Origin of the sequence: Bacillus sp. 3103sda1 (assembly GCF_024159135.1) — a bacterium.
In the GTDB taxonomy this organism is placed as follows: domain Bacteria; phylum Bacillota; class Bacilli; order Bacillales; family Bacillaceae_G; genus Bacillus_A; species Bacillus_A rhizoplanae.
Genome location: NZ_JAMYWS010000001.1, coordinates 92501 through 115537, shown reverse-complemented (window position 1 = coordinate 115537; position 23037 = coordinate 92501). Strand labels below are relative to the sequence as shown.

General features: G+C 39.0%; 24 protein-coding genes, 2 rRNA genes and 2 other annotated features (1 of these 28 running past the window's edge). All 26 genes read right to left on the bottom strand.

The window, feature by feature from the left end:
- Positions 1-216 precede the first annotated feature (216 nt).
- Positions 217-816 carry a class I SAM-dependent methyltransferase gene (locus tag NKR74_RS00630; RefSeq protein WP_253628361.1) on the bottom strand — a complete coding sequence of 200 codons (600 nt, stop codon included), beginning with the start codon at positions 814-816 and terminating at the stop codon, positions 217-219.
- A gap of 77 nt (positions 817-893) precedes the next feature.
- Complete coding sequence (gene rplL, locus NKR74_RS00625; RefSeq protein WP_098309992.1) at positions 894-1253, bottom strand: 50S ribosomal protein L7/L12; 360 nt, start codon at positions 1251-1253, stop codon at positions 894-896.
- A 67-nt stretch (positions 1254-1320) separates the two neighbouring features.
- Positions 1321-1821, bottom strand: a complete 501-nt coding sequence (gene rplJ, locus NKR74_RS00620; protein ID WP_098309991.1) for a 50S ribosomal protein L10 — start codon at positions 1819-1821, stop codon at positions 1321-1323.
- A gap of 40 nt (positions 1822-1861) precedes the next feature.
- Positions 1862-2005 (bottom strand) — a sequence feature (ribosomal protein L10 leader region).
- A 49-nt stretch (positions 2006-2054) separates the two neighbouring features.
- Entirely contained in the window at positions 2055-2747 is a 693-nt protein-coding gene (gene rplA / locus NKR74_RS00615) for a 50S ribosomal protein L1 (RefSeq protein WP_098309990.1), read from the bottom strand.
- Between the two features lie 181 nt (positions 2748-2928).
- A complete protein-coding gene (gene rplK / locus NKR74_RS00610; RefSeq protein ID WP_001085872.1) occupies positions 2929-3354 on the bottom strand; it encodes a 50S ribosomal protein L11 in 426 nt (141 codons plus the stop codon).
- 169 nt (positions 3355-3523) lie between these two features.
- Complete coding sequence (nusG, locus tag NKR74_RS00605; protein ID WP_253628360.1) at positions 3524-4057, bottom strand: transcription termination/antitermination protein NusG; 534 nt, start codon at positions 4055-4057, stop codon at positions 3524-3526.
- Between the two features lie 126 nt (positions 4058-4183).
- On the bottom strand, positions 4184-4363 hold the full coding sequence (secE, locus tag NKR74_RS00600) for a preprotein translocase subunit SecE (RefSeq protein WP_098309988.1): 180 nt from the start codon (positions 4361-4363) through the stop codon (positions 4184-4186).
- A gap of 32 nt (positions 4364-4395) precedes the next feature.
- Complete coding sequence (rpmG, locus tag NKR74_RS00595; RefSeq protein WP_081625682.1) at positions 4396-4542, bottom strand: 50S ribosomal protein L33; 147 nt, start codon at positions 4540-4542, stop codon at positions 4396-4398.
- 172 nt (positions 4543-4714) lie between these two features.
- A complete protein-coding gene (locus NKR74_RS00590; protein ID WP_098309987.1) occupies positions 4715-5389 on the bottom strand; it encodes an RNA polymerase factor sigma-70 in 675 nt (224 codons plus the stop codon).
- A gap of 67 nt (positions 5390-5456) precedes the next feature.
- A complete protein-coding gene (locus NKR74_RS00585) occupies positions 5457-5969 on the bottom strand; it encodes an NYN domain-containing protein (RefSeq protein WP_098309986.1) in 513 nt (170 codons plus the stop codon).
- Between the two features lie 2 nt (positions 5970-5971).
- Entirely contained in the window at positions 5972-6715 is a 744-nt protein-coding gene (rlmB, locus tag NKR74_RS00580) for a 23S rRNA (guanosine(2251)-2'-O)-methyltransferase RlmB (protein ID WP_098309985.1), read from the bottom strand.
- 2 nt (positions 6716-6717) lie between these two features.
- Positions 6718-7119: a Mini-ribonuclease 3 gene (locus NKR74_RS00575; RefSeq protein WP_098309984.1), complete on the bottom strand. Its 402-nt coding sequence runs from the start codon at positions 7117-7119 to the stop codon at positions 6718-6720.
- 2 nt (positions 7120-7121) lie between these two features.
- A complete protein-coding gene (cysS, locus tag NKR74_RS00570; protein WP_253628359.1) occupies positions 7122-8519 on the bottom strand; it encodes a cysteine--tRNA ligase in 1398 nt (465 codons plus the stop codon).
- Positions 8500-9165 carry a serine O-acetyltransferase gene (gene cysE, locus NKR74_RS00565; RefSeq protein ID WP_253628358.1) on the bottom strand — a complete coding sequence of 222 codons (666 nt, stop codon included), beginning with the start codon at positions 9163-9165 and terminating at the stop codon, positions 8500-8502. Before cysE ends, cysS begins: the two co-directional genes overlap by 20 nt.
- 178 nt (positions 9166-9343) lie before the next feature.
- Positions 9344-9592, bottom strand: a binding site (T-box leader).
- Between the two features lie 48 nt (positions 9593-9640).
- A complete protein-coding gene (gene gltX / locus NKR74_RS00560) occupies positions 9641-11098 on the bottom strand; it encodes a glutamate--tRNA ligase (RefSeq protein WP_253628357.1) in 1458 nt (485 codons plus the stop codon).
- Between the two features lie 89 nt (positions 11099-11187).
- Complete coding sequence (gene ispF, locus NKR74_RS00555) at positions 11188-11664, bottom strand: 2-C-methyl-D-erythritol 2,4-cyclodiphosphate synthase (RefSeq protein ID WP_098309980.1); 477 nt, start codon at positions 11662-11664, stop codon at positions 11188-11190.
- A 134-nt stretch (positions 11665-11798) separates the two neighbouring features.
- Entirely contained in the window at positions 11799-12482 is a 684-nt protein-coding gene (gene ispD / locus NKR74_RS00550) for a 2-C-methyl-D-erythritol 4-phosphate cytidylyltransferase (RefSeq protein WP_098310025.1), read from the bottom strand.
- Positions 12483-12498: 16 nt separating this feature from the next.
- Entirely contained in the window at positions 12499-13599 is a 1101-nt protein-coding gene (locus NKR74_RS00545; RefSeq protein WP_253628356.1) for a PIN/TRAM domain-containing protein, read from the bottom strand.
- Positions 13600-13759: 160 nt separating this feature from the next.
- Positions 13760-14833, bottom strand: coding sequence for a DNA integrity scanning diadenylate cyclase DisA (gene disA / locus NKR74_RS00540; RefSeq protein WP_253628355.1), 1074 nt, complete (start codon positions 14831-14833; stop codon positions 13760-13762).
- Positions 14834-14836: 3 nt separating this feature from the next.
- Positions 14837-16213 carry a DNA repair protein RadA gene (gene radA, locus NKR74_RS00535; RefSeq protein ID WP_253628354.1) on the bottom strand — a complete coding sequence of 459 codons (1377 nt, stop codon included), beginning with the start codon at positions 16211-16213 and terminating at the stop codon, positions 14837-14839.
- 101 nt (positions 16214-16314) lie between these two features.
- Positions 16315-18750: an ATP-dependent protease ATP-binding subunit ClpC gene (clpC, locus tag NKR74_RS00530; RefSeq protein ID WP_098309976.1), complete on the bottom strand. Its 2436-nt coding sequence runs from the start codon at positions 18748-18750 to the stop codon at positions 16315-16317.
- 13 nt (positions 18751-18763) lie between these two features.
- A complete protein-coding gene (gene mcsB, locus NKR74_RS00525; protein ID WP_253628353.1) occupies positions 18764-19837 on the bottom strand; it encodes a protein-arginine kinase McsB in 1074 nt (357 codons plus the stop codon).
- Between the two features lie 4 nt (positions 19838-19841).
- Positions 19842-20399: a protein-arginine kinase activator protein McsA gene (gene mcsA / locus NKR74_RS00520; protein ID WP_253628352.1), complete on the bottom strand. Its 558-nt coding sequence runs from the start codon at positions 20397-20399 to the stop codon at positions 19842-19844.
- Positions 20400-20499: 100 nt separating this feature from the next.
- Positions 20500-20961, bottom strand: coding sequence for a CtsR family transcriptional regulator (locus NKR74_RS00515; protein WP_098309973.1), 462 nt, complete (start codon positions 20959-20961; stop codon positions 20500-20502).
- A gap of 209 nt (positions 20962-21170) precedes the next feature.
- Positions 21171-21286, bottom strand: a 5S ribosomal RNA gene (gene rrf, locus NKR74_RS00510).
- A 50-nt stretch (positions 21287-21336) separates the two neighbouring features.
- Positions 21337-23037: ribosomal RNA gene (locus NKR74_RS00505) — 23S ribosomal RNA — on the bottom strand; it runs 1221 nt beyond the window's last position.

Here is a 23037-nt window from a genome sequence, read left to right as displayed (position 1 = left end):
GCAAATTACGTAGCCTTTTTTCTCTAAAAAGATAGATACGTTGAGTATTTCCACCTACTCAAAAAAGAAAAATGGCTTCTAAAAGAAAACCATCATTCTGTTTCATAATCTGCTGATTTTACTATCTTTTCCAAGAAAAGCAAAAATATACATCGTTCTCAACGCAGAAAATCATATATTGGCATTTTATAATGTTAACACAACCAAAAATAACCGTCAACGTTTTTTTGATTTTATGATATAATACCCTTTTTTCTTTTCTGCGACTTCCACAAAATCGAACACTTTTTCTAATTTTTTCATTGCAGATGGTGCACCTTGTTTTTTCTGAATCACAATCCAAAGCTCGCCGCCTGGCACAAGATACTCCACTGCTTTTTCTAGAATTTCATGCACGACTTGTTTCCCTGCACGAATTGGCGGATTAGATAAAATAGCAGCGTATTGACCTTTTACATTTTCATATACACTACTTTGATAAATCTGGATATTTTCAATTCGGTTATTAGCGGCATTTTCTTTCGCAAGCCCAAGTGCCCTTTCATTCACATCCACCATGTGAACCACACGCTCTTGGAACTCCTTCGCTAGAGATAAACCAATCGGGCCATATCCACACCCAACATCTAATACATCACCTTGGGCATCTGGCATCTGAAACGCTTCAATTAAAAGACGAGAACCGAAGTCCACTTCGTTTTTCGAAAACACCCCACGGTCTGATAAGAAAACAAAACGCGATCCTCTCAATGTATATTCCCATTGTTTACGATCACTTTTACTAGAGGGGTCGTTAGAAAAATAATGGTCTGCCATATGGCCACCTCTTTTCTTTACGGTTAAAAAAAAAGCTCGCTTGAGAGCGAGCTTTTTTCAAAAGCCTCAAAAGTTAATTACTTAACTTCTACAGCAGCGCCAACTTCTTCAAGTTTAGCTTTGATTTCTTCAGCTTCTTCTTTAGAAACGCCTTCTTTAACTGCTTTTGGAGTGTTGTCAACTACTTCTTTAGCTTCTTTTAAGCCAAGACCAGTGATTTCACGAACAACTTTGATAACTTTGATTTTTTGTGCGCCTGCGTTAGCAAGTACAACATCAAATTCAGTTTGCTCAGCAGCAGCTTCACCAGCGCCACCAGCTACAGCTACAGGAGCAGCAGCAGTTACGCCGAATTCTTCCTCGATAGCTTTTACTAAGTCGTTAAGTTCTAATACAGTCATAGATTTAACTGCTTCAATGATTTGTTCTTTAGTCATTGTAAATATCCTCCCTTAAATAGGTTTGTATTGTTTTATCGATAACACGTAATTATCTTTTAAAAAATTAAGCGCCTTGCTCTTCTTTTTGATCTGCAACTGCTTTAGTAGCGATTGCAAGACCGCGCATTGGAGCTTGAAGAACGCTAAGAAGCATAGAAAGTAAGCCTTCACGTGATGGAAGAGTAGCGATAGCTTTAACCTCATCAAGTGATACAAGTTTACCTTCGATTACGCCTGCTTTAATTTCTAAAGCTTCATGATTTTTAGCGAAGTCGTTTAATACTTTCGCAGGAGCAATTACATCCTCGTTACTGAATGCGATTGCGTTTGGTCCTGTTAAGAATTCGTTTAACTCAGCCATTTCAGCAGATTCTGCAGCACGACGAGTTAAAGAGTTTTTGTAAACTTTGAACTCAACGCCAGCTTCACGTAAGTTTTTACGTAATTCAGTTGCTTCAGATACTGTTAAACCACGGTAGTCAACAACGATTGTAGATTTACTATCGCGAAGTTTTTCAGCGATTTCAGTTACAACTTGTTGTTTAGATTCGATTGCTTTGCTCATGTTATTACACCTCCTGTAGATTATATAGAAGATGTACCGAAAGTGCACTAAAAAGCCTCCATGCCCAATTGTAGACATGGAGGCATATAGTCACAGAAAAAAATTCCGTTTCGTATATTCACACCTAGGTAGGAAATTAAGCCACATTGGCACCTACTGTCTACGGTACACTATTTAAATTCACAACATAAATGATTATATTAAAACTTCTTCACGAAGTCAACTTCCAATTTTTACGCAATAGTAGAAACTTCAACGCGTACGCCAGGTCCCATTGTAGAAGCAACTGTTACGTTCTTCATGTAAGTACCTTTTGCAGCAGCTGGCTTAGCTTTTAAAAGAGCATCAGCTACCGTCTCTAAGTTTTCAACTAATTTTGCATCTTCGAAAGATACTTTACCGATTGGCACATGAATGTTACCAGCTTTATCAACGCGGTATTCTACTTTACCAGCTTTGATTTCGTTAACTGCTTTTGTTACGTCGAAAGTAACTGTTCCAGTTTTAGGGTTTGGCATTAAACCTTTAGGTCCTAATACACGACCAAGTTTACCAACTTCACCCATCATATCAGGAGTTGCTACTACTACGTCAAAGTCAAACCAACCTTGTTGGATTTTGTTGATGTAGTCTGTATCACCTACGAAGTCAGCTCCAGCAGCTTCAGCTTCTTTTAGTTTTTCGCCTTTAGCGAATACTAATACACGTTGTACTTTACCAGTACCGTGTGGAAGAACAACTGCACCACGAATTTGTTGGTCAGCTTTCTTAGGATCAACACCTAAACGAAATGCAGCTTCTACAGTTGCATCAAATTTAGCTGTGTTTGTTTTCTTTACTAATTCTACTGCCTCTGTTGCAGAGTAAGCAGTTGTACGATCAACAAGCTTCGCAGCTTCTACGTACTTTTTACCTCTTTTAGCCATTTTTATTTCCTCCTCAATGTGGTTTTAGCGGAATAACCTCCCACGTTTACGCCTTCTTTTCGATGTAATCGAGGATGTGCGCCCATCCTTTTATTTAAAAAATGACACTCATTTACGATAATAAAGGTTGCGAATTGGAATTCCAGACCCGCAACCTCTTTTACAAAAAAAACAAATCGAATTAGTCTTCGATAACAATGCCCATACTGCGTGCAGTACCTTCAACCATACGCATTGCAGCTTCTACGCTAGCAGCGTTTAGGTCAGGCATTTTAGTTTCAGCAATTTCGCGAACCTTATCACGCTTAACAGTTGCCACTTTATTACGGTTTGGTTCACCAGAACCAGACTCAATACCAGCTACTTTCTTAAGAAGAACAGCAGCAGGAGGAGTTTTAGTAATGAAAGTGAATGAACGGTCTTCAAATACTGTAATTTCAACAGGAATGATTAGACCAGCTTGATCTGCTGTACGAGCGTTGAACTCTTTACAGAAGCCCATGATGTTAACACCCGCTTGTCCTAATGCTGGACCAACTGGTGGAGCTGGGTTAGCTTTACCTGCAGGAATTTGAAGTTTTACCATTTTAATTACCTTTTTAGCCACGAGACACACCTCCTTAAGTCCGTGATGTGGTCAATTGGGCAGTGATTTGCCCTCCCACTTCATATTTTATCTTTAGCGATAAAATCTTTCTCAAAAAACGTCTCCGTTTCCGAAGACGTATTGACTTAAAAGATATTATCACTTTTTACAATTCATTTCAAGTTTCATTTTATAATTTTTCAATTTGGTGGAAATCTAGCTCAACTGAAGTTTCGCGACCAAACATATCAACAAGTACTGTTACTCTTTGTTTTTCTAGGTCAATTTCATTAATAGCACCTGTGTAATTCGCAAATGGGCCTTCGTTCACACGTACAGTCTCATGAAGTTCAAAGTCAAAGTCAACTACTTCATTTTCCATTCCCATGTGTTTTAAGATTGTAACTACTTCTTCTTCTAATAACGGAGATGGCTTCGAACCCGATCCAGAAGATCCAACAAATCCTGTTACACCCGGTGTATTGCGAACAACATACCAAGAATCATCTGTCATGATGATTTCTACCAACACGTAGCCAGGAAATACTTTCCTCTTTGTTACTTTTTCTTTTCCGTTTTTCATTTCTACTTCTGTTTCCTCTGGAACAATAACACGGAAAATTTTATCTTGCATAGCCATTGTTTCTACGCGTTTCTCTAGGTTTGTTTTTACTTTATTTTCATATCCAGAATAAGTATGGACAACATACCAACGTTTTTCCATTAATTTAGGACGACCGTCCTTCCCTCCCTGACGTACATTTTTTCGTGCAAATGAAAAAACCCGTTCACCGGGCTTTTACACAGTTCATATAAATAACATTAACATTATATCATGTATTAGCGCTTCTTATTCAAGAATTAAACGAATTAAAGAAGAAATCCCCATATCCACTACCGCAAAGAAAATTGCACAGAAAGCAACTGTTGCAATTACAGTAAGTGTCGAACGGATTAATTCATCTTTTTTCGGCCAGCTTACTTTTTTCATTTCACGACCTACGTCGCCAAAAAAGTTCGTCAAACGCATTTCCGGGACCTCCAGTGCATAATTACAATTATTTATTTTGTTTCCTTATGAATCATGTGCGCATTACACGTTTTGCAAAATTTCTTTATCTCAAGACGCTCTACTGAGCTTGTATCTTTCATTGTGGAATAGTTTCGATTATTGCACTTTTCACATGCGAGTACAACCTTTTTTCTCATCTGTTACACCAACCTTGTAACATTATTTCTTTAAAAATGTATCATACAATAAAAGGCAATGTCAATGACACTCCCCGCCTTACCGTAAAAAGAGAAGGAGAGGAAAAAAACCTCTCTTTTATATTTCTCTATTAACCTAATACATTTTTAAAAAACCAACTATTTAAACATCTTAACGTTTGAGTGAAGGTGAGTGAACAGTTGCCGTTTCCCTCATTTCCATATAACGCTCAAGCTTCCTTTTCACTCGTTGCAGAGCATTATCAATGGATTTTACATGGCGATTCAATTGCTCTGAAATCTCTTGATACGATCTTCCATCTAAATATAAAGAAAGCACCTTTCTTTCTAAATCGCTTAATAATTCAGATATTTTTAATTCTATATCAACATACTCTTCCTGACTAATAATCATTTCTTCAGGATCCGTCATCTTCGCTTCAGATATAACATCTAACAGAGTTCGATCAGATTCTTCATCATAAATTGGTTTATCTAAAGAAACATATGAATTTAAAGGGATATGTTTTTGTCTTGTCGCTGTTTTAATCGCGGTGATAATTTGACGTGTAATACACAATTCCGCAAAAGCTTTAAAGGAAGACAGCTTGTCCTCTTTATAATCACGAATCGCTTTAAATAATCCAATCATACCTTCTTGAATAATATCTTCACGATCAGCGCCAACCAAAAAGTAAGATCTTGATTTTGCACGAACAAAATTTTTGTACTTATGAATTAAATACTCTAGTGCATCAACATTACCTTGTCGTACTAATTCAACTATCTCTTCATCCTCTAAATCACTAAATGTAACATTGTTGCCGCTTACGAAGTCTGTTTCCAATCTGATCCCTCCGACCGCTAATTATTTAGCAATATTATACAGTAAACACTTGAAGAGCGTCAATGTTTCAACGCCCTCCTCGCCTTAATTTTTCTAATTTTTCTGTAACTTCTTCACTAAATATCGTCCGCATTGCCGGTTGTTCTTCTTTCGTTTTCTTCGTTTCATGACGTACTCTTCGTTCCATCGCCTGAACTTCTATCTCTAACTCACGCGCCGATTTACGCAGAGCACCCTGCCCAAAAATGGCCCACTGCTCTGTGTAATCAGACGTCGCAACATAAATACGTGTATTAATATTGCGCAACTCAATTGCGAGTTGCTCAATTTTTTCATCCGCCGTTTGGTTTTTCCTTGTAAAGATTACATCTACAGACGCTTGTTTCATCTTCTTTTCAATTCCATAAACAGAATACGCATCAAAAACAATCATTACTTTCGTGCCTGTATACCCTTGATAATCTGCCATTTTATCAATAAGCGAGTCTCGTGAAGCTTGTAAGTCTACATCCCGTAGTTTTTTCAAGTCTGCCCAAGCTCCGATAATATTGTAACCGTCAACGATTAAAATATCATTCATTTTTATTCACCGATTGGGTGACGTTTCCGATACACTTCATACATTAACAAGCTAGCAGCAACTGAAGCATTTAAGGATGTAACTTTACCAGCCATTGGTAGATGAATCAAGAAGTCACATTTCTCACCGATAAGACGGCTCATACCTTTCCCCTCACTACCAATCACTAAACCAATTGGCATCTTTCCATCTAAATTACGGTAGTCATCTTTCCCTTTTGCGTCTGTGCCTGCAATCCAAAGCCCGCGCTCTTTTAATTCATCAATCGTTCTCGATAAATTTGTAACACGAGCTACTGGAACATACTCAATCGCTCCTGTCGAAGCCTTTGCAACCGCCGCTGTTAAGCCAACCGCCCTGCGCTTTGGAATAATAATACCATGGGCTCCTACTGCATCTGCCGTACGCATAATAGAGCCTAAGTTGTGTGGATCTTCAATCTCATCAAGAATTAAGAAAAATGGGTCTTCATTCCGCTTAGCCGCCAACGCAAATAAATCCTCTAAGTCCGCATATTCATATGCTGCCACTTGTGCGATTACACCTTGATGATTCCCCTCTACAAGTTGATCTAATTTTTTCTTCGGTGAATTCTGCACTAAAACTTTGTTTTCTTTCGCTAATGCTAGTACAATTTGCACTTGTCCTTTCGCAGCACCTTCTGCAATCCAAATCTTATTAATATCACGACCTGCTCTTAATGCTTCAATTACAGGGTTACGTCCAATAATATATTCACTGTTCACGCTCACGCGCCTCCTTCCTTATCCTCTAACACACGAATTGCTTCAAATACAAGCTCTTCTATTCGTGTCTGATCATTTAATAAATAATGATATCCAATCAGCGCCTCAAAAGCAGTACTATATCGATATGTTTGTACATCTGTATTTTTCGGAACAGAACCTGATTTTGCATTGCGCCCTCTTCTTAATACAGCTTCCTCTTCTTCAGTAAGAAATGCAGCCTCTAGTAAATGATGAACAACTTTCGCTTGCGCTTTTGCAGAAACAAAGCTTGTCCCCAAACGATGTAATTGATGTGGACGAACTGTTCCTTTTTGAAGCAGGTGATAGCGGATATATTGTTCGTATACCGCATCACCCATATATGCTAACGCTAAGCTATTTAATTGCTTTGCATCAATCATGTTTAGCCTCTTTTCCATCTTGTACCTTGTGGTGTATCTTCTAAAATAATGTTACGCGCTTTTAATTCATCGCGAATTTGATCAGATAATGCAAAATCACGATTTTTACGAGCCTCAATACGCTTTTGAATTAGTGCTTCAATTTCTTCATCAAGCAATTCTTCTTTCGTTAATTCTAATCCTAAAATTCCAAATAGCGTTTCAAGCTGTTTTACATACGCCGCAATCACTGTTTTTGATGTATGCTCTTCTAATAAATATTGATTTGCATGATTTGCTAAGTTATATAACTCTGTTACTGCATTTGCCGTATTAAAGTCATCATCCATCGCTGCTTCAAATGCAGCTTGGAATTTTTTCATCTCATCTAACCATTTCTCGTTATGATCCGTTAAATCAGTACTACTTTCCATACGATGTTTTAAATTACCATAAGCTGTTTTAATGCGCTCTAATCCGTTATTTGTATGCTGTAATAATTCTTCACTAAAGTTAATTGGATGGCGATAGTGTACAGATAACATAAAGAAACGAATTAATTGTGGATCGTACTGCTTGATAATATCGTGAACTAGGACAAAGTTACCTAGTGATTTAGACATTTTCTCATTATTAATATTAATATATCCATTATGCATCCAATAGCGTGCAAATGGTTTCCCAGTCAATGCTTCTGATTGCGCAATTTCATTTTCATGATGCGGGAATGTTAAATCTTGACCGCCAGCATGAATATCAATTGTATCACCTAAATATTTACGTGCCATCGCAGAGCATTCAATATGCCAACCTGGGCGACCTTTTCCCCATGGACTATCCCAGAAAATTTCTCCTTCTTTAGCAGCTTTCCATAATGCGAAGTCTAGCGGATCTTGTTTCTTTTCACCAATCTCAATGCGGGCACCATGACGCAAATCTGCAATTGGTTGATGAGATAATTTACCGTATCCTTCAAATTCCTTCGTTCTGTAATACACATCCCCTTCAGATTCATATGCATATCCTTTATTCACAAGTTCCTGAATAAACTCAATAATGATATCCATATTTTCTGTTACACGAGGATGAACTGTCGCATGTTTGCAGCCTAGTGCCGTTACATCTTCAAAATACGCTTTGACAAAGCGATCTGCAATTGTTGGAACATCTTCTCCTAGCTCATTCGCCGCTTTAATTAATTTATCATCTACATCAGTAAAGTTAGAAACATATTGTACATCGTACCCTTTATGTTCTAAATAACGACGTACTGTGTCGAATACCATAGGTGGTCTTGCATTTCCAATATGGATGTAGTTGTATACTGTAGGACCGCATACATACATTTTCACTTTATTTTCCTCTAATGGAATAAACTCTTCTTTTTGACGCGTTAGCGTATTATAAATGTGAATAGTCATTTTTATCCTCCCTTTCTGTTTTCACTACCATTTGTTTTTTCAATTGTTCGAGCTCTTCTTCCACTGCTTTCAACTTATCAAAAATCGGATCCGGAAGATCACAATGATTTAATTCTTGACCTACTTTTATCCCATTTTGAATCACGACGCGACCAGGAATACCTACAACTGTAGAATGTGCAGGTACTTCCTTTAACACAACCGAACCAGCACCAACTTTAGAATTTTCTCCAACCGTAATCGATCCAAGCACTTTCGCACCTGTCGCAATCAACACATTGTCTTTAATTGTTGGATGACGTTTCCCTTTTTCTTTTCCCGTACCGCCTAACGTAACACCTTGATAAATTGTCACGTTATCTCCAATTTCACACGTTTCTCCAATTACAACTCCCATGCCATGATCAATAAAAAACTTACGACCAATTGTTGCCCCTGGATGAATTTCAATACCCGTAAAAAAACGACTCATTTGTGAGATAACACGAGCAAAAAAGAAAAACTTTCGTTTATAAAAGGCATGTGCAATACGATGCGCCCAAATTGCGTGCAATCCAGAGTAAGTTAAAATCACTTCGATGTAACTTCTCGCTGCTGGATCCTGTTCAAAGACGACTTCAATATCCTCCCGAAGCCTCTTAAACATTTTTGTTCCCCCTTTTTGTTTAAAGTGAAACTTCCATCAGTGGATCTCTTTACCACTAATAGTGAGTTGAACCAATAAGGTTTTTAATTTCTACTTCCTTACAAAGTTTTTCCGACTATTTATACCAAAAACTCTCCCCCATACCTGTAGGTATAGAAAAAAGGCGTCTCTGTCTATAGACAGAGACGCCTTACTAGCGCGGTTCCACTCTGTTTAGGCCTAAAAAAGCCTCAAACTCAAACATGATAACGGTGTATACCGCTTCTGCTTACTTTGCGTCATCATGACGCTTCTCGAAATACATTCGTTGTTCAGCAGAAGACTCAAAGGGGCACTTCAAAAATCTGCTTTTAAACCACTTCCAGCCAAATGGTGGTTTTCTCTGTGAAAAGCATGATTTTCTACTTCTCCTTCTCGTCGCTTTCGTTTATTTCATTTTGAAGTATTCTTATTATATTTCTAAATCCGTAAAAAGTTAACCAATTACTTTACGAACACGATTTAAAACTTTTTCTTTTCCAAGAAGCGCAATTGCATTTGGAAGTTCTGGTCCGTGTGTTTGGCCAGTTGTCGCAACGCGAATTGGCATAAATAAATTTTTCCCTTTTTGACCTGTTTGCTTTTGAACAGCTTTAATTGCCGCCTTAATTGCTGCAGGTTCTACTTCCTCTAATGCCTCTAGCTCTGCCGCAAACACGCGAAGAACTTCTGGCACTTGCTCGCCTTTTAATACTTCTTGTCCTTCTTCTTCATAATCCACATGATCTTTAAAGAACATATCAGATAGCTCAACAATCTCAGCCCCGAAGCTCATTTGATCATGATATAAAGCAATCACATCGCGAATCCAAGCTAGTTCTTGCTCACTTGGATTTTCACCTACACGACCAGCTTTTACTAAGTGCGGTAAGCTTAATTCCACAACGCAATCTAAGTCTTGCTTTTTCATATATTGGTTGTTCATCCATTTTAATTTTTGAGAATCGAATAATGCCGGTGATTTCGATAAACGAGCTGCATCAAACATTTCAATAAACTCATCCTTAGAGAAGATTTCTTCTTCTCCTACTGGTGACCAACCTAGTAATGCGATAAAGTTAAAGATTGCTTCTGGAAGATATCCCAGCGCTTCATATTGTTCAATAAATTGAATAATAGATTCGTCACGTTTACTTAACTTTTTACGGCTTTCATTTACAATTAACGTCATATGACCAAATTGTGGTATGTCCCAACCAAATGCTTCGTAAATCATCATTTGTTTTGGTGTATTAGAAATATGGTCATCACCACGAAGAACGTGTGAGATTTCCATGAAATGATCATCTGCCGCTACTGCAAAGTTGTAAGTTGGGATGCCATCTTTCTTCACGATAACGAAATCGCCGAAATCGTTTGAGTTGAAAGATACGTCTCCTTTTACAATATCATTAAATACATATTCACGGTTTTCAGGTACACGGAAACGAATACTTGGAATGCGTCCTTCTGCCTCGAATTGTTTTACTTGCTCATCTGTTAAATCACGGTGACAACCCGCATAACGAGGTGTTTCACCACGAGCGATTTGTCCTTCACGTTCTGCTTCTAACTCTTCTTCTGTCATATAGCACTTATACGCTAAGCCACGCTCTAATAAATCTTCATATAACTTTTTATAAATATCTAAACGCTCCATTTGACGGTACGGACCATATTCACCACCAACATCGATGCTTTCATCCCAGTCCATGCCAAGCCATTTTAAATACGTTAATTGGCTTTCTTCGCCGCCAGCAATATTACGCTTTACGTCTGTATCTTCAATACGGATAATAAATTTACCGTTTTGACTACGAGCGAATAAATAGTTAAATAATGCCGTACGTGCATTTCCGATATGTAAGTGTCCTGTTGGACTTGGCGCATAGCGCACTCTCACTTGCTTTTCCATAGTTGGTACACCTTCCATTCTTAATGTCAACAGATTCCTTAATTGTACACCAAAAAATTACGATTATCCATCTTACGAATCAAAAACGACTATTTTTTCTGTAATAATACAATAGCCTGTGAAGCAATTCCTTCTTCTCGCCCTGTAAATCCTAATTTTTCTGTCGTCGTTGCCTTTACATTGACATTCTCCATGTCTGTTTGTAACAGCTCGCTAATTCTCTTGCGCATACTTTCAATATGCGGTGCCATTTTGGGTTTTTGGGCAATAATTGTACAATCTAAGTTTCCGAGTACATACCCTTGCTCTGTAACAAACTCCCACACTTTCTGTAAAAGCACAGCTGAATCCGCATCTTTAAATGCAGGATCTGTATCTGGAAAGTGCTTACCGATGTCACCAGCAGCAATTGCACCTAAACAAGCATCAGCAATAGTATGTAAAAGGACATCCGCATCAGAGTGCCCAAGTAATCCTTTTTCATATGGAATTGTAATACCACCAATAATTAATGGTCTTCCTTCTGCAAATGCATGTACATCAAAACCTTGTCCAATTCGAAACATTTCCAATTCCTCCTCAAACTACACTAGTAAACTTTATATCATTCTTACGGACATATAAAAGCTCCGCCTGTTGAAGTTTCTGCCCTATATATAGAAAAGCTCGGTAGCTACCGAGCTTTTCTATTATAACATTGCTATTGTATTTTCAAAACTCTTAGAAAGCTTTCAGCAATCACTAAATCTTCAGGTGTTGTCACCTTTATATTGTGATAGCTTCCTCCTACAACTCCTACCTCTTTAGGAAGGCGTTCCACCAAACTAGCATCGTCAGTTCCGAGAAAGCTCGCTTGTTTTGCACTCTCATGTGCCTCTAACAGAATGGGAACATGAAATCCTTGCGGCGTTTGAACTGCTCGCAAATGAGAACGTTCTACTGTTTCAACCACAGTATCATGCGTCACTTTTTTAATTGTATCTTTCACAGGTACCGCACAAATGGACGCACCTTTTTCTTTAGCCATTTGCAATACATCTTCAATCATCTTTTTCGTTACAAATGGACGCGCCCCGTCGTGGACAAGTACATACTCTACATCTCTTACATACATAAGAGCATTGTATACACTATCCTGGCGCTCACTTCCACCTTGGATAAGTTGGATGTCTTTTTGAATATGATAAGTTTGGAGAAGTTCTTCAAAGTAAGAACGCTCTCCCTCATTAATCGCTAAAATAATCTGTTTACATTGTTCATCTTTTTCAAAGGCTCGTAATGTATGAATGATAATGGGAACAGAATCTATTTGTAAAAATAATTTATTTTTATCCGCTCCCATACGCTTACCTTGTCCTGCTGCAGGAATAATTAATGTATATATCATCGCAATCCTCTACTTATAACGCTTTCTCTAACAACTTACGCTTAGCAAAGATCATACGGCCCGCAGATGTTTGCAGTACACTTGTAACAAGTACATCAAGTTGGGAACCAACATGCTCTCTACCATCTTCGACTACGATCATTGTACCGTCGTCCAAATAAGCAACACCTTGATTCTGCTCTTTTCCATCCTTCACAACGTATACGCTTAACTCTTCACCTGGAAGTACAACAGGCTTAATGGCATTTGCTAAGTCATTAATGTTTAAAACTGTCACACCTTGCAATTCGGAAACTTTATTTAAGTTAAAATCATTCGTAACAACAGTGCCACCTGTTAACTTCGCTAACTTCACAAGCTTACTATCGACTTCTTGAATATCTTCAAAATCACCTTCATAAATCTCTACTGGAATAGATAACTCTTTTTGAATACGATTTAAAATATCCAAACCTCTTCGCCCGCGATTACGCTTTAATGCATCCGAAGAATCAGCAATATGCTGTAGTTCTTCTAACACAAATTGCGGAATGACAATTGTGCCTTCCAAAAATTTTGTTTGGCAAATATCCGCAATACGCCCATCAATAATAACACTAGTATCCAATATTTTCCATCTAGAAGTTAACGTTTCTACTTCCTCATTTTCATTGTTCGTATTTTTTTTCTTTCCTCCGCGTTGCGGCAATGTAAACAATCCTAACAATTCATTCCTCTTTTTAAACCCTACTTGGAACCCTAAGTAACCAAGTAATAGCGTGAAAAAGATTTGCAATACTGTACTAATGACTTGAATGGTAAATTCGCGAATCGGAATCAAGATCAAATACGCAACAATTAGTCCTGAGATTAATCCTAATGTTCCAAATAACACATCTGTAACAGGTGCTTTTACAAGCGCTTCCTCAATATGTTTAATAAGCTGAACAATATAATCTACAAGCCAAAATGTTGTTAAAAATAAAATGATTGCACCAATAATTGCACGAATATAAGAACCTTCAAGCCAAGGAACTGCACCTATATCCAACATATCGATTACTTTTGGAATAAGAAAAATTCCCAATGCTCCTCCAATAACTAAAAAGAAAAGCTGTACGATTCGTTTTAACATTCAACCACCTCCTACTCATTATTAACCATTACTTCGTCACTCAAAACGTCGAGTGCAAAAGTGGACGTGTTTTTTTATAATTTGTTTTATTTACCAATATATCATATCATATATGAAAAATCTTTGAGTGTCGCTATATTGTGAAATCAATGTAATATTCTTAATTGTGCCTGCTCATATACAAGTGTTCTTGAATTCGTTTTAAACCCTCTCGTATCTTTTTCGCCCGTACTTCTCCAATTCCTTCCACATCATCCAAATCAGCAATTGTTGCACGGCAAATTCCTTGTAAGTTCTTAAAACGATTAATTAAGTTCTCAATAATAAGAGGCGGAACTCTAGAAATTTTACTCGCGATCCGATAACCTCTTGGTGTAATGCTTTCTTCTAATTTCATTTGTCCGGAATATCCAAGTAATTTCACTAAATCGCTATCTTCTAGAAGTTGTGCATTTGCAAGCTCTTGTAATTTTTTTAAAACTTGATAGTGCTCTTGTGTTTTTTCATGATAGTAGTCTTTAATTAATAGTGCAGCCTCCGCTTCCACGTCAGCAAGCACTTCTGTCAATTGTAAACGAATAAGTCTTCCTTCTGTTCCTAATTCATGAATGTAACTGTAGATTTCATTTTTAATCCGTAGCATCATTTCAACACTATGTAGTACATGCACAACTTCAGACATTGTAACCACTTCTTCAAACTCTAAAATACCAAGGTTCGTTATACCCTCATTCCATACAGCTTTATATTTTTCTAATGTTTGAATCGCTTGGTTTGCCTTTGTTAAAATAACCCCAATATCTTTTAATGTATAACGTAAGTTTCCTTGATATAACGTAATTACATTTCGCCTTTGTGAAATAGCAACAACAAGACTACCCGTTTGCTTCGCCACTCGCTCTGCTGTTCGGTGGCGCATACCTGTTTCAATAGAGTCGATAGATGAATCAGGAACCAACTGTCCATTAGCGATTAAAATTTTACTTCCTGTTTCATTTAAAATAAGAGCACCATCCATTTTTGCTAGTTCGTATAGACTAGCAGGAGAAAAAGCACAATTAATATGAAATCCTCCATCAACAATACTTTTAATTTGCTCGTTGTATCCGAGTACAATAAGGCCACCTGTTTGCGCACGGAGCACATTATCAATTCCTTCTCTTAGCGGTGTCCCCGGTGCAACAAGCTGCAAAATATTAATAATACTTTTGGAACGTTGCTTGTTTTCTTCCATATCTTATCCTCCTAGTGCAAATCGAAGAGCCTCTCCTATATTCGATACTCCAACTACTTCAATACCTTCTGGAATCGTCCATCCACCCAAATTTTTCCTTGGGATAATAACACGCTGAAATCCTAATTTTGCTGCTTCTTGTACACGCTGTTCGATACGAGAAACACGGCGAACTTCTCCCGTTAAACCAACTTCACCAATGACTGCATCACCCGGAAAAGTCGGTTTATCGCGAAAACTTGATGCGATACTTAAAGCAACTGCCAAATCAACTGCTGGTTCATCTAATTTAATTCCCCCAGCAACTTTTAAATAAGCATCTTGGTTCTGGAGCAATAACCCTGCTCTTTTTTCTAGTACCGCCATAATAAGAGAAACACGGTTATGGTCAATTCCTGTTGCCATTCTTCTTGGATTCCCAAAACTTGTAGGGGAAATTAATGCTTGTATTTCTACTAGAACAGGCCTTGTTCCTTCCATAGAAGCAACAACCGTTGAACCAGCAGCACCCACAGGTCTTTCTTCTAGAAAAATTTCAGAAGGATTCAATACCTCTGAAAGGCCAAGCTCCTTCATTTCAAAAATCCCCATCTCATTGGTTGAACCAAAACGGTTTTTTACCGCTCGTAAAATTCGATATGTATGATGACGATCTCCTTCAAAATAAAGAACAGCATCCACCATATGCTCTAACATACGTGGACCAGCTATAGCTCCTTCTTTCGTTACATGCCCTACAATAAAAATAGGGATTCCTTTCGTTTTTGCAAGCTTCATAAGTTCTGCTGTACATTCACGTACTTGCGCTACGCTTCCTGGCGCTGAAGTTACTTCCGGTAAATGAATGGTTTGAATAGAATCAATTACTACAAATGATGGATTCATTTCATCTATATATGCTGCGATTCGTTGTAAATCTGTTTCTGATACAACAAATAAATTATCTCCATTTACATGAAGACGATCTGCTCTAAGTTTAATTTGTTTTGCAGATTCCTCACCTGATATGTATAAAACATCATAAGCACGATCTGCTAGTTGTGATGATATTTGCAATAATAATGTTGATTTCCCAATACCAGGATCTCCCCCTATGAGCACGAGAGAGCCATCTACAATTCCACCACCAAGCACCCGGTTAAATTCTTGAAAACTCGTTTCAATACGCGCCTCTGTTTTCGTTTCCACTTCTTTCAGGCGGCGAGGCTTCGTTAATTCAGTTTGGATTGCACTTGCATAGTTCAGGCGGCGTGATGATACAACTGGTTCCATCTCTTCCACTAGTGTATTCCATTGTCCGCACCCCGGACACTTTCCCATATACTTTGGTGACTGATAACCACATTCTTGACATGTAAATTTCGTTTTCTTTTTAGCCATCGTTTTTTACACTTCACTTCGCTTTCATATGAAACAAAAATATTTCTTTTTTGTACAAGAAAGAGGGCTATTGTTTAGCCCCCCCCTTTGTTTGTCTATACTTATTTTACCTTTTCTGCACTACGAATGACAAATGATTCTCCTTCTGCATCAAAAACAACTTTTTGACCTTTCTCAATAACCCCTTTAAGAAGTTCCTCTGATAATCGATCTTCTACATGTTTTTGAATTGCACGGCGTAGTGGACGAGCACCATACTCTGGGTCAAATCCTTTATCCGCAATCGCTTCAATTGCTGCATCCGTTAACTCTAACTCAATGTCTTGTTCTTTTAAACGTTTAACCAACAGTTCTACCATAAGTGTAACAATTTCTTTAATATGTTTCTTCTCTAATGTATGGAAAACAATAATTTCGTCAATACGGTTTAAAAACTCAGGGCGGAATGCTTTTTTCAACTCATCCATTACTTTACCCTTCATATCTGCATAATCACGACTTTCATCTTGTACATTAAATCCAAGATGTTTGTTTCGTTTTAATGCATCTGCACCTACGTTAGAAGTCATAATAACAATTGTATTACGGAAATCAACTGTACGACCTTTTGAATCTGTTAAACGACCATCTTCTAGCACTTGCAGTAAAATATTGAATACATCTGGATGTGCCTTTTCCACCTCGTCAAGTAAGACAACGGAGTACGGTTTGCGACGGACCTTTTCTGTTAACTGGCCACCTTCTTCATATCCAACATATCCTGGAGGAGAACCAACTAAACGAGAAGTAGAATGTTTCTCCATGTACTCCGACATATCAATACGAATCATTGCATCTTCGTCACCAAACATAGATTCCGCTAATGCGCGTGCAAGTTCCGTTTTACCAACACCAGTTGGTCCTAAGAAAATAAAAGAACCGATTGGACGTTTTGGATCTTTTAAACCTGCTCTTGCGCGGCGCACTGCTTTTGCAACCGCAACAACCGCTTCATCTTGCCCAATTAAACGATCATGTAAAATATTTTCTAAGTTCAATAGTTTGTCTGTTTCTGTTTGAGCTAGCTTAGAAACCGGAATACGCGTCCACGTTGAAACAACATTTGCAATATCCTCTACTGTTACTTCCGAATTCTCTTTACCTTGTTGCTCTTTCCATTGACGCTTCGTATCTTCTAATTTTTCACGTAGGCGCTGTTCCATATCACGCAAAGAAGCTGCTTTCTCAAATTCTTGACTTTGTACTGCCGCATCTTTTTCTTTTCTTACTTCTTCTAGCTTCGATTCAAGTTCTTTTAAGTTTGGTGGTGTTGTATAAGAACGTAAACGAACTTTTGAAGCTGCTTCATCAATTAAGTCAATCGCTTTATCAGGTAAGAAACGATCCGTAATGTAACGATCAGATAATTTTACAGCGGCGTCAATTGCATCGTCTGAGATAGAAACACGGTGATGTGCTTCATAACGGTCACGTAATCCTTTTAAAATTTGAATCGATTCTTCTAAGCTTGGTTCATCAACGTGAATCGGTTGAAAACGTCGCTCTAATGCCGCATCTTTTTCAATATATTTACGATACTCATCTAGCGTTGTCGCCCCAATACATTGTAGTTCCCCGCGCGCTAATGATGGCTTTAAAATATTCGATGCGTCAATCGCCCCTTCTGCACCTCCCGCACCAATTAATGTATGAAGCTCATCAATGAATAAAATAATATTAGCAGCTTGACGAATTTCATCCATGACTTTCTTTAAACGGTCTTCAAATTCACCGCGATATTTCGTACCAGCAACTACAGTCCCCATATCTAATGTCATAACACGCTTATCGCGTAAAGTCTCTGGAACTTCGTTGTTTACAATTTGTTGTGCTAGCCCTTCAGCAATTGCTGTTTTACCAACACCAGGTTCTCCAATTAACACAGGATTATTTTTTGTTCTTCTACTTAATACTTCAATTACACGTTGAATCTCTTTGCTACGACCAATTACTGGATCTAAACGCCCTTCACGTGCTACAGCTGTTAAATCGCGAGCTAAACTATCAAGCGTCGGTGTATTTGCATTAGCCGAACCACCACCTTGATGACCCGAAGCCGTCTCGTTACTACCAAGAAGCTGCAGTACTTGTTGACGCGCTTTATTTAAACTTACACCTAAATTATTTAAAACACGGGCCGCAACGCCTTCTCCTTCACGAATAAGCCCAAGTAAAATATGCTCTGTTCCCACGTAAGAATGACCAAGTTTACGCGCTTCATCCATTGATAACTCTATTACTTTTTTTGCACGCGGTGTGTAGTGAACCGTTTGGGACATCTCCGTGCCGCGCCCAATTAGTGCTTCTACTTCTTTTTGAACTTTCTCTGGGCTTAATCCAAGTGCGACCAATGCTTTTGCAGCAATCCCTTCTCCTTCGCGTACAAGGCCGAGTAAAATATGCTCCGTGCCGATATTATTATGGCCAATACGAATTGCTTCTTCTTGGGATAACGCTAATACCTTTTGTGCTCGCTCTGTAAATCTTCCAAACATCATATGAATCACACTCCTACTTCGCTCGATTTTGTTCAATTCGTAATCTTTCACGAATAAGTGCTGCTCTGCGATAATCTCTTTCATCAGGTTGTAAGGGGCCTCCAGCATATTGCTGCAAGATTCCAGGCTGTGTAAGTACCATTAACTCCGTTAAAATATTCCTAGATATATTTTCGATATAACCAAGATCAATACCAAGTCGAACATCCGATAAACACGTTGCTGCCTCAGCAGATTCAATTAAACGGCTATTCGCTAATACACCATAAGAACGATACACCTTATCTTCAAGCTCAATACTTGAATTTTTCATAATTGATTCTCTTGCTGTTCGTTCTTGTTGAATGAGTTGCTGAACAACACTCTTTAAATCTTCTACAATATCTTCTTCAGGTTTTCCCAATGTCATTTGATTAGAAAGTTGAAATATATTCCCTAACACTTCGCTACCTTCACCATATATCCCTCTCACAACTAAACCAAGTTGATTAATTGCTTGAACGATACGGTTCATTTGTCCTGTTAAAACGAGAGCTGGCAAATGTATCATCACTGAGGCTCGTAAACCTGTTCCTATATTTGAAGGACAGCTCGTTATATAACCAACTTGTTCATCAAATGCATATTCAACCTGATTTTCTATCCAATCATCAATTCGATTTGCACTATGCAACGCTTCTGATAATTGTAATCCCGGAAATAAACATTGAATCCGAATATGATCTTCCTCATTAAGCATAATACTTACTTGTTCATTCTCAGATAATAAACAAGCACCATATTCTGTTCCCACTAAATCCGGACTTACAAGGTGCTTTTCTACTAATACTCTGCGCTGCAAAGGTTCAATCCTATTCATTTGTAAAAGTTCAAGTACCCCGAAAGGTGCAACTGCTTGATTAGCAAATTTTTCTTGAAATACATGAATCATTTGCTCCGCTTCCTTATTTGTTAACATAGTCGGGAACTGATAGTCTCGTAAATTCCGAGCCAATCGAACACGACTGCTTAAAACAATATCGGAATCAGGACCGTCTTCCCTCATCCATGGACTAATTGCTTCGTTCATAATACGATCGAGTGACATAGAATTATTCCCCCTCTCTATGCTCACGAAGCTGACTTTCTATGCTGCGAATTTTATCTCGTACTTCAGCAGCCTGCTCAAACTCTTCTTGTTGTATGCACTCCTGCAATTTTAGTTTTAACTCATCTAATTCTTTTTTTAGATGAATATTTCCTCCTATACGGTTAGGAATTTTTCCGTGATGCTTTGTATGCCCACCATGAAGCCGTTTTAGCATTGGTTGTAATTGTTCTTTAAATGTTTCATAACAAGACGAACAACCAAACCTTCCGACCTTTGCAAATTGTGGATATGTCATATTACATTTCGGACATTGCAACGGCTGCACATTCGAAACATTATTTGTTTCTTTCTCAGATGCAGGTTGCTCAACATGTAGCAGCCCTGCTAATAAATTATGAAATGACAAACTAGGCTTATTAGACTTATTTGATTGAAAGAAAGACGTATATCCATTTTCTTGGGCACATTGCTCGCAAAGATGAATCTCCGTCTTTTTTCCATTGATTGCTTTTGTAAAATGCAGCGTTGCTGATCGTGAACTACAGTTTTGACAAATCAACGTATTCCCCACCTTTACAATAGGAAAGAATTATTAATTTACAATCTTATTCGTTCAATTAATCCTTAAGAGACAAAGCATTCCTAAGGGAAGTTTCACTTTACTTATACTTCAATGTTCTAAGCATCGCTCGAAGCATACGTGCTCGTAATTCATCTCGAAATGGTAAATCTGTTAGTAAAACAGATCGATCTAACACACTAAACATAAGCTTTGCTTCCCTACTGGTAACAATACCTTCTTCTGCTAAACGCCTTATTATACTCTCAGCGCTTGATTGAGTAATGCTATACTGAATCATTTGTAACATTTGGTTAATAATGTCTATATCATCATGCAATTTGACCTTTATAATGCGAATATAACCTCCGCCACCTCGTTTACTTTCTACTATGAATCCTCTTTCTAGAGTAAAACGAGTATTAATAACGTAGTTAATTTGAGATGGCACACAATCAAACTTATCAGCAATTTCATTTCTTTTAATTTCAATTGCATCATTATTACTTAAGTCAATAACTTGCTTTAGATATTGTTCAATAATATCAGATATATTTCTCATTTATCCTCCACCTTTATTGACTTTGACTATCTTTGACTTTAATTATATACGTATTAAAAAATTTTGCAACTCTTTTGCTTCCCTCTCTATCCTATCCATATTTTCTCTCATTTAATCAACCGTTCTTTATTTTATGAATAAAGAATATAAAGTTTCCTATATAAAAAAGAACACAAAAAAAGACGAGTTCAATGACTCGTCTTTCGTTTGCCTGGCAACGTCCTACTCTCACAGGGACAAAGTCCCAACTACCATCGGCGCTAGAGAGCTTAACTTCCGTGTTCGGTATGGGAACGGGTGTGACCTCTCTGCCATCATTACCAGACTTATGAAGGTATATTCCTTCAAAACTAGATAACATTTGCTTCATATTATATGGTTAAGTCCTCGATCTATTAGTATTCGTCAGCTCCACATGTCACCATGCTTCCACCTCGAACCTATCAACCTGATCATCTTTCAGGGATCTTACTAGCTTACGCTATGGGAAATCTCATCTTGAGGGGGGCTTCATGCTTAGATGCTTTCAGCACTTATCCCTTCCGCACATAGCTACCCAGCTATGCCCTTGGCAGAACAACTGGTACACCAGCGGTGCGTCCATCCCGGTCCTCTCGTACTAAGGACAGCTCCTCTCAAATTTCCTACGCCCACGACGGATAGGGACCGAACTGTCTCACGACGTTCTGAACCCAGCTCGCGTACCGCTTTAATGGGCGAACAGCCCAACCCTTGGGACCGACTACAGCCCCAGGATGCGATGAGCCGACATCGAGGTGCCAAACCTCCCCGTCGATGTGGACTCTTGGGGGAGATAAGCCTGTTATCCCCGGGGTAGCTTTTATCCGTTGAGCGATGGCCCTTCCATGCGGAACCACCGGATCACTAAGCCCGACTTTCGTCCCTGCTCGACTTGTAGGTCTCGCAGTCAAGCTCCCTTATGCCTTTGCACTCTACGAATGATTTCCAACCATTCTGAGGGAACCTTTGGGCGCCTCCGTTACTTTTTAGGAGGCGACCGCCCCAGTCAAACTGCCCACCTGACACTGTCTCCCGGGTCGATAAGACCCGTAGGTTAGAATTTCAATACAGCCAGGGCGGTATCCCACCAGCGCCTCCACCGAAGCTAGCGCTCCGGCTTCAAAGGCTCCCGCCTATCCTGTACAAGCTGTACCAAAATTCAATATCAGGCTACAGTAAAGCTCCACGGGGTCTTTCCGTCCTGTCGCGGGTAACCTGCATCTTCACAGGTACTATAATTTCACCGAGTCTCTGGTTGAGACAGTGCCCAAATCGTTACACCTTTCGTGCGGGTCGGAACTTACCCGACAAGGAATTTCGCTACCTTAGGACCGTTATAGTTACGGCCGCCGTTTACTGGGGCTTCAGTTCAGAGCTTCGCTTGCGCTAACCCCTCTCCTTAACCTTCCAGCACCGGGCAGGTGTCAGCCCCTATACTTCGCCTTACGGCTTCGCAGAGACCTGTGTTTTTGCTAAACAGTCGCTTGGGCCTATTCACTGCGGCTTTCCGTTAAGAAAGCACCCCTTCTCCCGAAGTTACGGGGTCATTTTGCCGAGTTCCTTAACCAGAGTTCTCTCGCACACCTTAGGATTCTCTCCTCGCCTACCTGTGTCGGTTTGCGGTACAGGCACCTTTTATCTCGCTAGAAGCTTTTCTTGGCAGCGGGGAATCAAAGACTTCGCTCCATAAGGAGCTTCCCCATCACAGCTCAGCCTTTGCGGTAAGCGGATTTGCCTACTTACCAGCCTAACTGCTTGGACGTGCACAACCAATCGCACGCTTCTTCTATCCTTCTGCGTCCCTCCATTGCTCAAACGATAAAGAGGTGGTACAGGAATATCAACCTGTTGTCCATCGCCTACGCCTGTCGGCCTCGGCTTAGGTCCTGACTAACCCTGAGCGGACGAGCCTTCCTCAGGAAACCTTAGGCATTCGGTGGACGGGATTCTCACCCGTCTTTCGCTACTCATACCGGCATTCTCACTTCTAAGCGCTCCACCAGTCCTTACGATCTGACTTCACAGCACTTAGAACGCTCCCCTACCACTGATACC

Excerpts from the sequence above, each read along its gene's own strand:
- NKR74_RS00630 (WP_253628361.1), bottom strand. The coding sequence starts at position 816 with ATGGCAGACCATTATTTTTCTAACGACCCCTCTAGTAAAAGTGATCGT.
- rplL (WP_098309992.1), bottom strand. The coding sequence starts at position 1,253 with ATGACTAAAGAACAAATCATTGAAGCAGTTAAATCTATGACTGTATTA.
- rplJ (WP_098309991.1), bottom strand. The coding sequence starts at position 1,821 with ATGAGCAAAGCAATCGAATCTAAACAACAAGTTGTAACTGAAATCGCT.
- rplA (WP_098309990.1), bottom strand. The coding sequence starts at position 2,747 with ATGGCTAAAAGAGGTAAAAAGTACGTAGAAGCTGCGAAGCTTGTTGAT.
- nusG (WP_253628360.1), bottom strand. The coding sequence starts at position 4,057 with ATGGAAAAACGTTGGTATGTTGTCCATACTTATTCTGGATATGAAAAT.
- secE (WP_098309988.1), bottom strand. The coding sequence starts at position 4,363 with ATGCGTTTGACGAACTTTTTTGGCGACGTAGGTCGTGAAATGAAAAAA.
- rpmG (WP_081625682.1), bottom strand. The coding sequence starts at position 4,542 with ATGAGAAAAAAGGTTGTACTCGCATGTGAAAAGTGCAATAATCGAAAC.
- NKR74_RS00585 (WP_098309986.1), bottom strand. The coding sequence starts at position 5,969 with ATGAATGATATTTTAATCGTTGACGGTTACAATATTATCGGAGCTTGG.
- NKR74_RS00575 (WP_098309984.1), bottom strand. The coding sequence starts at position 7,119 with ATGATTGATGCAAAGCAATTAAATAGCTTAGCGTTAGCATATATGGGT.
- cysS (WP_253628359.1), bottom strand. The coding sequence starts at position 8,519 with ATGACTATTCACATTTATAATACGCTAACGCGTCAAAAAGAAGAGTTT.
- cysE (WP_253628358.1), bottom strand. The coding sequence starts at position 9,165 with ATGTTTAAGAGGCTTCGGGAGGATATTGAAGTCGTCTTTGAACAGGAT.
- gltX (WP_253628357.1), bottom strand. The coding sequence starts at position 11,098 with ATGGAAAAGCAAGTGAGAGTGCGCTATGCGCCAAGTCCAACAGGACAC.
- ispF (WP_098309980.1), bottom strand. The coding sequence starts at position 11,664 with ATGTTTCGAATTGGACAAGGTTTTGATGTACATGCATTTGCAGAAGGA.
- NKR74_RS00545 (WP_253628356.1), bottom strand. The coding sequence starts at position 13,599 with ATGTTAAAACGAATCGTACAGCTTTTCTTTTTAGTTATTGGAGGAGCA.
- disA (WP_253628355.1), bottom strand. The coding sequence starts at position 14,833 with ATGGAAGAAAACAAGCAACGTTCCAAAAGTATTATTAATATTTTGCAG.
- radA (WP_253628354.1), bottom strand. The coding sequence starts at position 16,213 with ATGGCTAAAAAGAAAACGAAATTTACATGTCAAGAATGTGGTTATCAG.
- clpC (WP_098309976.1), bottom strand. The coding sequence starts at position 18,750 with ATGATGTTTGGAAGATTTACAGAGCGAGCACAAAAGGTATTAGCGTTA.
- mcsB (WP_253628353.1), bottom strand. The coding sequence starts at position 19,837 with ATGTCACTCGATCGTATTATGAACGAAGCAATTAGTCCATGGATGAGG.
- NKR74_RS00515 (WP_098309973.1), bottom strand. The coding sequence starts at position 20,961 with ATGAGAAATATATCTGATATTATTGAACAATATCTAAAGCAAGTTATT.